The sequence below is a fragment of the Paraburkholderia phymatum genome, from assembly GCF_040965635.1.
GTDB classification, from domain to species: domain Bacteria; phylum Pseudomonadota; class Gammaproteobacteria; order Burkholderiales; family Burkholderiaceae; genus Paraburkholderia; species Paraburkholderia phymatum_B.
Genome location: NZ_JBFRCH010000002.1, coordinates 431,126 through 444,486, shown reverse-complemented (window position 1 = coordinate 444,486; position 13,361 = coordinate 431,126). Strand labels below are relative to the sequence as shown.

The window sequence follows — 13,361 nt, the reverse complement described above, 5'->3', positions numbered from 1 at the left end:
AGAACCACCATGCGTATTGTTTTGGATTTACAGGGTTGCCAGTCCGTCAGCAGGTTGCGCGGAATCGGACGGTATAGCATGGCTCTCGCGAAAGCCATCGTGCGCAATGCTCGCGGCCACGAAGCATGGATCGTTCTCAACGACCTCTTTCCGGATACTGTCGAAAGTATTCGACATGCATTCTCCGATTTGATGCCGGTAGAACGCATCGCGGTATTTTCATTGCCCCCGCTGAATCTGTATCGAGGCGTCGATGACTGGCGTACCCGTGCCGCGGAGATGATTCGCGAACATGCGATTGCCGAACTGGAGCCTGATCTCGTTCACGTCAGCAGCCTGTTCGAGGGCTATGTCGACAATTCGGTTACGTCGATCAAGGCTTTGTACCCGGAAGTGCTGACGGCAGTGACGCTGTACGATCTGATTCCCTATCTGAATCCAGACAAGTATCTTGTTGACGGGGGATTCAAGCAGCACTATATGGGCAAGATTGCCGGGCTTAAGCGTGCTGACGTTCTACTGGGTATTTCCGCCTATTGCGGCGAAGAAGCAGCGAGCGAACTGAGGATTCCGCGCGAGAAGATCACCAATATTTCTTCGGCTGTATCCGACGCATTCAGACCAATAGAGTTTTCTGAATCCGAGCGAGCGGCAGTTCTCAGGAAGTTCAACATCAGACGTCCGTTTGTCATGACGACGGGTATCGTCGAGCCGCGCAAGAACCTTGACGGTCTGATCGTAGCGTATTCGCGTCTGCCCGCCGAGTTGCGAAAGCGGTATCAGCTGTTCATGGTCTGCCAGGCTACCGAATCGAATTCGGCGAAGCTGTATGAGCTGGCAAAGTCGAACGGCCTTTCGCGCGACGACCTCGTGCTGGCCGGCTATGTATCCGACAAGGATCTCATCGCCCTTTATAACCTGTGTCACTTGTTCGTGTTTCCTTCGTTGCACGAAGGCTTTGGCCTGCCTGCGCTTGAAGCGATGGCATGTGGTGCGGCTGTCATCGGTTCTGGTACTACGAGTATTCCGGAAGTCATCCAGCGGAAAGATGCGCTCTTCGATCCGCTGAATCTCCCGGAGATGACGACGATGATGAAACGGGCGCTCGATGAACGTGCGTTTTGGGATTTGTTGCGCAGTAACGCAATCGAGCGAGCCTCCGAATTTTCTTGGGACGCGACTGGCAAGCGCGCGCTCGAGGCTTTTGAAAAAGCACATGCAGCGCACGGATCCGCTGTCGCGGAAAAGCGGGCAGACGAAGCACAGAGTCACTACGGACAGTTGCTGGATGCGCTCGGGAACATCAACTTGCCAGTTACCGAAGCCGATTTTCTGTCGAGCGCGCACGCGATTGCTGCGAATCAGCGAGTTGGACGGGTGCCGCAATTGTTTGTCGATGTATCGGTTCTGTGTGAGCACGATGCGAAATCGGGCATCCAGCGTGTTACGCGGTCGATCTTGCTCCACTTGTTGAAGTCGCCGCCTGCCGGTTGGCAAGTGCGGCCAGTGAGGCTCGATCGTAGCGCGAAGGAATACCGCTATGCGAACGCGTTCTGGCGCACGCTTCATACCGGTGACGCGCCCGTTGACGAAGCCGACGAATGGCTCGATACGCAGCAAGGCGATATTTTCCTGGGTCTCGATCTGGTGGCCGATTGGGTTCCGCTCGTGGAGCAATGGTTCGTGCGCCAACGCCGACGCGGCGTGAAGATTCACTTTGTCGTGTATGACCTGCTTCCGGTAATGCACCCGGACTGGTTCCCCGAAGTGATCGCGCTATGTTTCCCACCGTGGCTCAAGACTCTCTCGCACGTTTCTGACGGCTTGATCGGGATTTCTCGCGCTGTTGCCGACGACTTGCGCGTCTGGCTCGATACGAATCCGGCTGATCGTCAGCGGGAATTGAAGCTTGGTTATTTTCATCTTGGGGCGGATATCGACAGCAGCCAACCTTCCAAAGGCATCCCAGCAGACGCTCCCGAGACGCTGCGAAAACTTCGGTCGAAGCCTACGGTGCTGATGGTGGGCACGGTTGAGCCACGGAAAGGGCACGTTCAGGCAATCGCGGCGTTCGAGAAGCTTTGGTCAGATGGGCTCGATGTCAATCTCGTCATCGTTGGCAAAGCCGGCTGGGGACTTGATGAATTCGCGAAGAAGCTTGAACAGCATCCTGAAATGAATCGACACCTGTTCTGGCTACAGGGGGCGAGCGACGAGTTCCTGGCGCAGATATACCAGGCGTCGACCGTGCTGCTGACTGCGTCGAATGGAGAGGGATTCGGTTTGCCGTTGATCGAGGCGGCGCAGAAGGGCTTGCCGATTATCACGCGCGAGTTGCCGGTCTTTCGGGAAGTGGCGGGTGAGTACGCCTACTACTTCGACGGCGCGTCCGCTGAGGCACTGGCCGATGCGGTACAGGCGTGGCTCGCAGCGAATGCGGCGGGGCAGGTCCCGTCTTCTGCTGGAATGCCGTGGCTGACGTGGGCGGAGAGTGCGGATCGGATTAAAGCCGTCCTATTGGGTGAAAATTGGTCCCATGTGGTTCCTGGAAGAGACTTCCATATGTAACTCACGGATGTGGCTACCGCCGTCCGAGCCGGCCACACAAAACAATTACCTAGGACCACGCGCGATCGCTACGTGGACTCGTGAAAAAAGACAAAAGAATTGTTATCCGGTGTACGTTGGCATGCCAAGTGAATGGTCGCACCAGTGCCGATCAGGATTGCTTCCCCAGTCAGCAAGAACCTTCCTGAAGTACGCCCGCGCAACGGCAATAGGACGATCTTCATGCAGACTCCCCGCCAGATCAACGAGGCTCTGAGCGTAGTTTTTTGAGGAATATGTTTCGGTGGCCCACTGCCGCGCACGTTCGCCCATCATCGAGCGTTCGGATGGCGATTTGTCGAATCGCTCAAGTGCGGCGCGAATTTCGGCAATCTCGTTTGATGGCGGAATTTTCGCGACGAGATTGTCAGGAATATCCTTGTAGAAGCCGGTGTCTGTGACGACGATAGGTTTACCCCAAAGCATGGCTTCGATAGCGGAAGCCGACGCTGCTTCAAGACTAGGCCATCGCAAACAACTTACCACGTCGGACTCCGCAAACGCTTGTGCCAAGGTTTCGTCATCGACGGCACCCGAGATCAGCAATTTGACCCGGAGCGCGTTCGCGAGGTCAGATAGTTCCAATACGGCATCCGGCGAGATTGGTCCGACAAGGCGATAGGTCACTTTGCGCCTCAACGACGGACTGCTGCCGATCGCACGAATAACGCTCGCAACACGCTTATTTGCGTTGATATGTCCGACTGTGAGTAACGCCAAGTGGTTCTCGTGTCTCTCGTATCCCGCCGGCTGTACGTCGACCGTCGTGTTATAGGGTAACGGCACGACTTTAACGGGGCCTGCGCAGGAAGCCTTTACACGAGGCATCCCCCAATGACTATGGCTTACGACTGCAAGCGCATATGAAGCGATCCATTCTGTCAGAGGCGCCTTATCGGCCGTCTGCTCTATGAAATCGGACCTTCTCGCCATCTCGAAGAAACTGGTGGCGATTGCCTCACCGTACCAGTATCGAAGCAAAGCCTTTGCTTCGTCCGGGTGCTCCGAACCCCATGCATTAAAGAGATTGGCGACATAAAAATCATGCAGGCAGACAATGCCCTGCAACCGGGGGAGCCACTCGATTGCGCCCCGATGGAAGTTGTAGTTGTCGCCGATCTGGTAAATGACTAACTGCGCTTTTGACGACTCGTGAATGATCCGCGACTCGTCCGACCAGGACACGATCTCCGCGCCAAAGTCGCGAGCCGGACCATACGTCATCTTCTCCGTAGACACCACGGTTATGTGATGCCCCGATGCGATGAGTTCCCGCGTCAGCAGGCACGATACTCGCGCAATCGCTGATGCTTCGTTGACCGGGGTGAAAAAAAGGATGTTCATCGCAGAAGTCTCTCTACAGTCGCGGGCCAGGTAATGCCAAAGCCCGTCCAGATGTCGAACGCGCCGACTCCGTACTTTCGCGCGACCGATGGCTTCGCGATAGCTTCGTTAAGCACTTCAGCGAGAGCCGATGGCGTAGGCTCCGTAACCCATCCGGATTGCTGATTTTTAACCAAGCCGAGGATGCCGCCGCTGTCTGTCGTCGTAATCAGGGCTTTTTTAGCGGTTGCCGCTTCCATTGCGACGTAACCAAGAGAGTCTTCGTCAAAGGGCAAATAGGCAACTGCCGCCGCGTGATTTAGGTACTCAGCGTACTTTTCTCTGGGCAAAAAGCGAAGGTCTAGCGTGACTTTGTCGGAGAGACCGCATTCGTGGACGGTACGCTCAAGCAGTTGTGCATCTGCCGGACTATCCGGTGGACCAGCGACGACCAGCTTCACCTGCTGACTGGTGAGGCGCATTGCCTCGACCAGCAGATGTTGTCGCTTCATGCTGTTAACGCGTCCGCCCGCGAAGATATACCCTCGACTCTCGTTATTCAAGAAAAGCTCGGGGTTGTTGATAGGGGGCAACAATACTTCAGCATCGAAACCATTGTATTTCTTGAGGCGCTGACGCGTTACTTCAGAATTCGTGAAGATATGACGGCTCTCTGCAAATGTCTGATTATCGGCGTTCCTAATGAGCGCTTTCAATTCTTCTCCCACCTCGCCCGGTGGGAGGTTCGTCTGGCCTACATCAAAGAGATCGTAGGCTTGGCGATACTGATGCAGCAGCCACAGGGTCTTTTTGGAGTGGCGAATATAAAATGCCGGAAATTTCAACGCGATAACGTGATCGACATTCGAAAGTTCAAACGCCCTAACCATTAACATCTGCGACGGTATGCGTGTTGCTGGCTCCCACTGAAATGGGATTCGCAGGACCTCGGCGTCGTGTCCATTTATGACAAGATTTCGCTGCAAATTCACTGCGAGCTCTTCGGCTCCGCCCCATACAAACGGCGCCATGTTATTGACAATCAACACTTTCATGCGAGAAGTCTCTCTAGGACATGAGACCACGAAATCTTGATTTCATCGAGTCTGTTACGCGCGCTTTCGCCCATTGTCCTTGCCATCTGTCGATCGCTAAAAAGCTTGTCCATGGTACTGGCCAACGCTTGCGGATTTGGTTCAGCGATGAAACCGTTCACACCATCGACTACGAGTTCTAACACCCCGCCCGAATCGGACGTGGTGATGATTGCTTTCGACGCGTGACTTCCTTCGACGCTCGGATAACCATAGGAATCTTCATCCTCGGGCAAGTACGCAACGGCAAGACAATCGGCTAGGATGTCTACCTTTTCTTCTTCGCTAATCCATCGATCGTCGAGCCTGACCTTGTGCTCTACACCCAGCGCTGCGATCTGCCTGCGCAGTTCGTTCGGATAACCGGAATCGAAGCTTGAGCCACAAATGCGCAAACGCACATTTGTCTTTGTCAATGCGATTGCATTAATCAGCAGATGCTGACGTTTGTGGTGCTCGACGCGGCAAACGTAAACGATCTCGTCGTTATAATGCCGGCAGAAGAAGCGCTCTGACTGGAAGACGGGAGGATACAAAACTTCGCTGTCCACGTTGTTGAAACGCTTCAGTCTCGCCGAAACCACCTTTGAATTTGTGAAAACGCGCTTCGCCTCGGATATAGCCGCCGTATCGGTCTCGTGCAACGCCTTTCTAAATCCCCTGTGGTTTTCGTCGTTGGGACAACCCCTATAAAGATCGTTGTCCCAAAGATCGTAGAACGCACGCACGTGATGGATAAACCAAAGAATCTTATGATGATGCTGGATCAGATGAGCTTGCGGCCGGAAGCAGATGACCCTGTCGGCGGCCGACAGATCGATCCATCGGAATGCCGCCATTTGCTGATACAGCGTGGCGGGCGAATCGACTTCGGGCAGGTAGATAACCTCTACCTGATGCCCTTCATTGCGGAGGACATACTCAAGCCATTCGACGATATTGCGCGCGCCGCCCTTAACGAACGGCACGAACGTCGACACCAGTGCGATCTTCATTATTTTCGGAGAGCTTGTCGGAGCACTGCGGCTATACGGGTAACATCCTCGCGCGTAAGACCTTGGTGCGTCGGCAAATTAATGCCGCGCTGTGCCCAAGTATCGGCAACGGGATAACTCGTCGCTTCCGCATATGGAGGGAGTACGTGCATCGGATAAAAGACAGGGCGGGTTTCGATGCCTTCCTCGTCCATGACTCTCATCAAAGAGTCCCGGCGCCGCGAGTCACCTGCTTTAAGAAATACGGTGTACATCCAGTATACGTGTTTGGTTCCGTTGTCTTGCGTCGGCAACACCAATTCGTCTTTCAGGCTTGACAACTCTTCGTTGTACCAGTCGGCCAATTGGCTACGAAACGCGAGAGCAGGCTCGACGTTTTCCAGCTGAGCCAGACCGATGGCAGCCTCGATATTCGTCATCCGATAGTTATAGCCGATGACGGGGAACCAGTAGCGACGCTTCAGATCCATGCCCTGGCCGCGGAACAGGCGAAGACTCTCAGCGAGCTTGTCGTCGTCCGTCGTGACCATGCCCCCTTCGCCCGTGGTGACGATCTTGTTGCCGAAAAAGCTGAAGGTGGCACAGGTACCGAGCGTTCCGACCTTACGTCCGTGGACTTCGGCACCATGTGCTTCTGCAGCATCTTCGACGACCCAGAGCTCGTGCTTGCGTGCGATTTCGTTGATGGCGTCCATTGCGGCGGGATGGCCGTACAGATGCACAGGGATAATGCCCTTGGTGCGTGGTGTGATTTTTCGTTCGATTTCGGCCGGATCGATGTTCATCGTTTCCGCCTGCACATCGACCAGGACGGGTGTCGCTCCACAGTATCGAACTGCGTTCGCCGTTGCAATGTAAGTTACGGTAGGGATGATGACCTCGTCACCCGCTTGCAGGCCGAGTGCCACCAAGGCAAGATGCAATGCAGTCGTACCATTGTTGGTAGCGATCGCATGCTTGACGCCGCAAAAGCGCGCAAACGCTTCCTCGAAGGCCGTTATGTATTTGCCGGCCGAGGAAATCCAGGTGCTGTCGATGCAGTCCAGTACGTACTTGCGCTCGTTGCCGTTAAGAGTAGGTTGAGCTACCGAAATTCTTTTCATTACATGACCTTATTCATGGGATCGGGCTCATCGCCTGCGACCGTACATTTATCACAACCGGAGCGAGGCAACAGATCCGGCACAAAGTCTTATTTGATGAGTAGATGTTCCAACGCGTCTATTGATTATGCCGATACGCACCGACGATGCAGACTGTTTATTTCTCAAGTCTGCGGGCGGGCACGCCAACGACTGTCTGGCTTGCGCTGATATCATTAATCACTACACCGCCTGCGCCAACTGTGACTTGTTCACCAATGGTTTTTTCTGGAATGACTTTGGCGCCTACGCCGAGAATCGAAAACGCTCCAATCGTGACGTTTCCAGCAAGCGCACATTGCGGCGCGATATGAACAGCCCTGCCTATATCGCAGTCGTGGTCGATCGTAGCGCCCGTATTCACAATTGCCAGCGAATCGATAACAGATTCTGCGTTGATGACTGCGCCAGCCATGACAGCAACCCCTTCGCCAAACTTCACTGTCTGCGAGATGATAGCCTTCGGATGTACCGCATTTGTCAAAGTAAATCCAAGCTCGGTCGCGTATGCAGCGAGGCGATTACGCAACCGGTTTGAACCGATCGCCACAAAAACACGTCGGTAACCGCGCGCGTGAAGGTCCACCAGATTTTCATCACCTTTCAGGACCGGCACGCCCACGCATTGATCGCTCGCGTTGGCGTCGCCGACGCAATATGCGACTGTCTCGCCCATTTCATGCAAGATCTCGATACAGACTTTTGCATGGCCGCCTGCGCCGACTACGATAATCTCGTCTGTCATAAGTCTATCCCAAGCTTTTTCCATGCCGGAGCCGATGGTCTGGCAAAAAAGAGATTCGTGCTCTCGGCGGCGAGCAGTTCGTCTTGTGTAACGTTTTCAAGTGCGCCCGTTTCCGCATTTATCCGGCGGAAACAATACCCCAGTTTCTCGAATGCGCCGAGCCACTCGTCGACACCGCGCGCCGTTCGTCGCAAATGCGAAGGGCCGAATTCCGCGATCAGCGCAACGTCTTCGTTGCGCTGCAGAGTCGATGTTGCGCCTTCGACGACTTCGAGCTCGGCACCTTCTACGTCGATCTTGATCAAGGTGATCGGCTGGTCCCGCGGCAACGTCGAGTCGAGCGTGACCAGTTCGACCTCTACCTGATGTGCGGAAGCCGTACCTGCTTCATCGAGCGCAAAAATGGAATGATGCCCGCTAGTTCGTCCCAAAAAAAGGGTTGAGCGACCGTTTTGGTTCGAAACTGCTGCTTCCCGGACGTGTGCGATGTGGCTCAGTCCGTTGATCCAGAGCGAGCGTTCCATCATTGCGCGGGTGCTAGGGAACGGTTCGAAGGCGAAAATTTTCCCGTTTCCCTGCATCGCACGCGCAGCGGCCAGTGAGATCAGGCCGATATTTGCGCCCACATCGACAAAGACATCGCCGGGCTCCAGGAATCGTTCGATCAGACGGCGAGTGCCTGGTTCCAGTTCACCGTTTTCGAGCAGCGCGGCCAGCAACGCATGGTCCGAATCCGGGCAAAGAACGAAACCTGTTGGTGTCCTTACGAGTACCGTACCGGGTTCGCAGTGAACGGCCGCACGCCGTGCAGACAGCAGGGCATACTGTTCGACCCGATCCAGTCGAGCAACCGTGTCCCGTAGGGTCGTTTTCAACTGGGCATTTTCGAATGCAAGTTCTTCCAGGATTGTCTGCCGGGAAGCCTGAATCGCCTGATGCAGGCCCGCCGCGAGTACGCGTGCATCGTTCGATCCGTTCCCGTGATGGATTTGATGCGTCAATTCGTGCTGCATCCGGTTCAGTTCGTCTCTCAGGCCTGCCGTAAAAAACGTTCTGGTTCGAAAGGCTACAGGACGGACGAATGGACGAGAATAGCCGTAAAGCTTCTTAGCAATGTTGCGCAAAATTTCCTTCAAGCGGATCTTGAATGCCATCGCAGATTGGGTTTGTGGTTCAGTCATGTGCGGTTGTCTCCCGCCCGAAGTATGCGTCTGTGACCGCAACAGGGTCGCCATCCATGCGGACCTTTCCGTGTTCAAGCCAGATAACCCGGTTGCACGTATGCAGGACCAGATCGCGAGAGTGGGAGGCAAGCACGAGAATATTCGTGGCTTTTACCATTTCATTCATTCTCTCTTCCGCTCGATGTTTAAAGCCTTCATCGCCGACGGCCAGCCATTCGTCCATCAAAAGAATCTCCGGACGCACGATGGTTGCGACCGCGAAGGCGAGCCGCAGGTGCATCCCGGATGAATATGTCCGCAGGGGCATGTCGATGAAGTCGCCGAGTTCCGAGAAGGAAATGATTTCATCGATCTGTTTGTTCATTTCCGCACGCGGCACGCCAAGCAATGCACCACGTATGTAGATGTTTTCTCGTCCGCTGGCTTCTGGGTCGATGCCTAGGGAGATATCGATCAGAGAGCCGATTTCGCCGCTTATCCGAGCAACCCCGGATGACGGCTCATAAACGCCGCTAAGCAGCCTTAACAGGGTACTTTTGCCGGCCCCATTATGTCCGAGCAGTCCAACGCGATCGCCGTCGGACAGTCGGAACGAGAGATTCTGGAGTGCCCGAACGATCACACGACCGTCACCGTCGGCCCCAATCTGTCCGCCTGTCGCGACCTGCATGAGGCGCTTCTTTAACGATCTGCCATTTGCGTTATAGATGGCAAAATCGACGTTCACATTTTCAAATTCTATCGATGCCATGGTGCCCGATTACAGCCAGTATGCGATGCGGCGCTTGTAGCGGCCGTAGACCAAAAGAGCAACAACCCAGCCGATAATCGCCATGCCCCCTGAGTATGTCCAGTTCAGCATCGTTGGCAGATCGCCCAACAGCGGTGCGCGAACGATCTCGATCAAGTGATAAACCGGATTAAGATTCAGTAGGTAGACTGCAGAAGCCGACGGCAAGGTTTTAGGTATCCAGACGATGGGGGTCAGATAGAAAACGACCTGCAACGCACTGGTGACGATCTGGGCCAAATCGCGAAAGCGTGCGCAGACGAGCGCCAGTAAAAGACCAAGCCAGCAAAGGTTGACAAGAAGAAGGAGAAAGCCCGGTATGGCGACGAAAATCGACCAGTGCGGAGGGGCTGCCACGGCCAGAAGCACAAGCGGAAAAATGACAAAATTGTGACCAAGGATGAGGACGTTTCGCCACATCATGCGCAAGACATGCACAAAGAGCGGTATGGGTAGCTGTTTGATGATCCCTTCGGCCGCGATAAACCCGGCGCAACTTTCCGTCAGAACCGTCGAAATGAAGCCCCAGAAAATAATGCCCGCGGACAGGAACGGCAAGAACTGGCGTAGAGGCGTCTTGAAGATCGAACCGAAAACAATGCCGATCGTTCCGATCATGACCCCCATGCTGATTGTTAGCCACAATGGTCCCAACGCAGAGCGTCGGTAGCGTTGCCGGACGTCTTGCCAGCCCAGTAGGCCAACCAGCGGCATCCGACGCACGGCCGCGGTAATGTCGGCAAGGGCGATTGCTGATGGGTGTTTCAACGTACGTATCCAAAAATTAGTGCAAGTTTGTCAAGAACGACGATCTGGTCGCCCCAGCGCATGAGGTGCACCCTGCCCGAGTCCCATATAGCGGACATCAGGCGCCACGTAATGTCCGGTAGGAGTCTTCACATGTTCCACGCGATAAGCGGTATGCTTGGCGGTCTTCTGGTTAATGGAGTGTCGCTACGCTATTGCGGAGCTTTCGCATTCGGGCAAGCCCGCGGCGATACAGCTAATCCTGCGGGGAGTAGTGATCGCTTGGTTGTACGCAGGACTGAGCCGGCAACGACAGGTTCACGTGCGGCAGCAGGGAGGCGCCGATTCATCCTTTCTTGAGCATGTGCGTTAGCAGGGTTCCGCGCCTTTCGTCCGCCTTTCGTTTCGTGTCTGATCGTTCCGTGGTCCGGCACGATTGTCCCCAAAAACCAGTATCGTACCATTTCGTATATCGGCGAACGAAAGCTCATCATTCGACCGACTCGCACGCCCGGAAACTGTCGTTTCAGATGCCCCAGTAATAACTACCGGATCCACGCGTCATCGGCGCCAGCGAATAAGGGTTCAATCGAGCGCCCGTGCTCCCTCTGACGTGGGTGGCAACGCCGAGGAAAGGGCCCTTGTGTGGGGCCGTGCCTTTCGTACTTAGTTCGGAGTCAGCGAGGCGCCGACCAGCGATAGCCCGAGGGAGCGACCTGGCGGAAGCGCGCCATCAAACGCGATGACGTTCTGACCGGTCTCTAGTGACGACGTTGGCACAGTCCCAACGTATGTCAGAGGTCCGATCTTGCGCATGCTAACGGCAGAATCATTGACCGTTACATGCATCGTGACCGTCATGGAGTCATCCATTAGCCCGAAGAGATCGAGTCGCAGTTCATAGGGGCGTGCGACAGGGGTCAACTGGAAAATGAGCGTCGGGTCCGTCCGATAAGCCGAGAACCAATTTTGATGGACGAATCTCGAGTGGTCGAAAATTCCATCCGTCCAACCCTCTCCCCGACAGTATCCTGAATAACCCCACATCGAATCAGCCTCGCAATGATAAGCGTGTGGGTCATCAGTTTTAAACATCGATCGCGAAATTTTGAAACTGCCCTGATCTCGCCACGCTGATCCAACGGAGCGGTACGTATTGTCAAAACCAGGCCCCATTGTAATCACCTGTGTCTCTGCCGCAGGGTATGATGTCGGCGGCTGACCGGCGTCGCGGACTGTCCACTTTCCGTCGGAAAGCGTGCAAGCTGCAAATGGGTCTGCCGAGGACAACTGCTGACTATCCAGACACATGACCGAAATGCCGGCGTTTTGCCGCAGACGTACAGTTGGGCTGGTTTGAACCTTAGTTGAATAGATGCCATTCAGGTGACCGCCAAAGCCCGTCCTGTCGAACACCAGGTGAACCTTTTTGCTCAGGTCGATCCGATCGGCAAGCTCAGAAGTGTAGGGGCGAACCACACTCACATAATCTCGCGTGTATTTGTCGAACTGATAAAGCTGGGCGACGATTCCGAGCATCACAAAGACTGCCGCCGCGACTGTTCCGACGAATGGTCGCCGCTGAAAAAGCCATGCGATCATCGCGATCAACACCAGGCTGGCGCCGGGCGCACCCGCCATGAATGTGCGTTGCGTTATTCGCATGTGCGTTTCGGCGACCATGTAGGGCAGGTAGGCTGCAACAATTAGTAATAGCCCCGTGACCCAATACCTCGCCACGAGCGCAAACGAGACAGCCCTCGTTTGGGTATCGGTAAGCAACAGCATGCCGATGATACAAGCCGCCGAGATGAGCGCGATATACCCAGGATGAGCGATCTGCCCGAGAATCCAGAACATGGAAACCCAAGTGTCGAAAAAAACACGATATGCCGCCGAGCCGATCAGGTAGTGCAGGTTATGGATAACCGAGTGTCCCATACCCTGTCCAGAAGCATTTACCTGATATGAACTCTGATAAATGACGATTGCGTAGAAGAGGTACGCGGCATTGATCAATGGAGCGACGATCCATGCTATAGAGAGCGGCTTATTCAACCTGATCTGTGCGAAGAACGGTCGGAATCCCTCGCGAGCGAGCATTACGGCCGGTGCGATCGCATAGAGCGTGAGCGCAGGCTCGTAGATCATCACGGCCATACATGCCAAAACAGAACCGACGACGAGCGAGAGCCATCTGTTGCCTGCGGAGGGTGCCTCAAACGCTCTGATCGTGCATGCGGCGGAACAGACCATCATCCCCACTGCCACAGTTATGTGAAACGTACGAAACTCGAATTGCTGTGTATCGGCTGGAAAGACAAACGCCATCACGCCGAAGGCTGCTGCATAAGCCCGATTGCGGAAGAGATAATGGCCGATCGCTGCAGCGCTCATTATCCGCATCAGAACCGCTACCATCAGAATGAGGTGGAATCCTTCGAATGAATTGGCGCTAATCAAGTGCGCAATATAGTGCGGAAGCGTTTGCATGGGACGCGCCGCAAATTTATCAGAGAGGAGATGGCCGGGAAATGAGTTCCAGAAATCCGGGTGTTTTTGAATGAGATACAGAATATCCCACTCTTCCAGCATCGCGCCAAGAGACAATCCGAAGGGGTACCAGATCACGAAGACCGTAAACAGGGCGGGGAGAGACCCCCAGGCAACGAACGATTTCCTGCTGAACCATTGCGTCAAAAATATCCCCTTCCGTCGAAGGGGCCAGTTAAGT

General features: G+C 54.8%; 10 protein-coding genes. 1 reads left to right on the top strand and 9 read right to left on the bottom strand.

The window, feature by feature from the left end; all coding sequences use genetic code 11:
- The first annotated feature begins 9 nt into the window (after positions 1 to 9).
- The gene (locus AB4Y32_RS05410) at positions 10 to 2,568 is read left to right on the top strand and encodes a glycosyltransferase family 4 protein (protein WP_368720327.1); all 2,559 of its coding nucleotides are present in this window, start codon (positions 10 to 12) and stop codon (positions 2,566 to 2,568) included.
- 102 nt (positions 2,569 to 2,670) lie between these two features.
- Here the strand turns inward: AB4Y32_RS05410 and AB4Y32_RS05405 are convergent, their stop codons facing one another.
- From AB4Y32_RS05405 to AB4Y32_RS05365, 9 genes are all read right to left on the bottom strand, one after another.
- Entirely contained in the window at positions 2,671 to 3,951 is a 1,281-nt protein-coding gene (locus AB4Y32_RS05405) for a glycosyltransferase family 4 protein (RefSeq protein ID WP_368720326.1), read from the bottom strand.
- Positions 3,948 to 4,985, bottom strand: coding sequence for a glycosyltransferase family 4 protein (locus tag AB4Y32_RS05400; RefSeq protein WP_368720325.1), 1,038 nt, complete (start codon positions 4,983 to 4,985; stop codon positions 3,948 to 3,950). The genes AB4Y32_RS05405 and AB4Y32_RS05400 overlap by 4 nt, the downstream gene beginning before the upstream one ends.
- Positions 4,982 to 6,019: a glycosyltransferase family 4 protein gene (locus tag AB4Y32_RS05395; RefSeq protein WP_368720324.1), complete on the bottom strand. Its 1,038-nt coding sequence runs from the start codon at positions 6,017 to 6,019 to the stop codon at positions 4,982 to 4,984. Before AB4Y32_RS05395 ends, AB4Y32_RS05400 begins: the two co-directional genes overlap by 4 nt.
- Positions 6,019 to 7,122 (bottom strand): DegT/DnrJ/EryC1/StrS family aminotransferase, encoded by a 1,104-nt coding sequence (locus AB4Y32_RS05390; protein ID WP_368720323.1) that lies wholly within the window; start codon positions 7,120 to 7,122, stop codon positions 6,019 to 6,021. Before AB4Y32_RS05390 ends, AB4Y32_RS05395 begins: the two co-directional genes overlap by 1 nt.
- A gap of 157 nt (positions 7,123 to 7,279) precedes the next feature.
- On the bottom strand, positions 7,280 to 7,906 hold the full coding sequence (locus AB4Y32_RS05385) for an acetyltransferase (RefSeq protein WP_368720322.1): 627 nt from the start codon (positions 7,904 to 7,906) through the stop codon (positions 7,280 to 7,282).
- Entirely contained in the window at positions 7,903 to 9,087 is a 1,185-nt protein-coding gene (locus tag AB4Y32_RS05380) for an FkbM family methyltransferase (RefSeq protein ID WP_368720321.1), read from the bottom strand. The genes AB4Y32_RS05385 and AB4Y32_RS05380 overlap by 4 nt, the downstream gene beginning before the upstream one ends.
- A complete protein-coding gene (locus tag AB4Y32_RS05375; RefSeq protein ID WP_368720320.1) occupies positions 9,080 to 9,841 on the bottom strand; it encodes an ABC transporter ATP-binding protein in 762 nt (253 codons plus the stop codon). Before AB4Y32_RS05375 ends, AB4Y32_RS05380 begins: the two co-directional genes overlap by 8 nt.
- Before the next feature lie 9 nt (positions 9,842 to 9,850).
- A complete protein-coding gene (locus AB4Y32_RS05370; protein WP_368720319.1) occupies positions 9,851 to 10,648 on the bottom strand; it encodes an ABC transporter permease in 798 nt (265 codons plus the stop codon).
- A gap of 645 nt (positions 10,649 to 11,293) precedes the next feature.
- Entirely contained in the window at positions 11,294 to 13,327 is a 2,034-nt protein-coding gene (locus AB4Y32_RS05365) for a hypothetical protein (RefSeq protein ID WP_368720318.1), read from the bottom strand.
- Between the last annotated feature and the right edge of the window lie 34 nt (positions 13,328 to 13,361).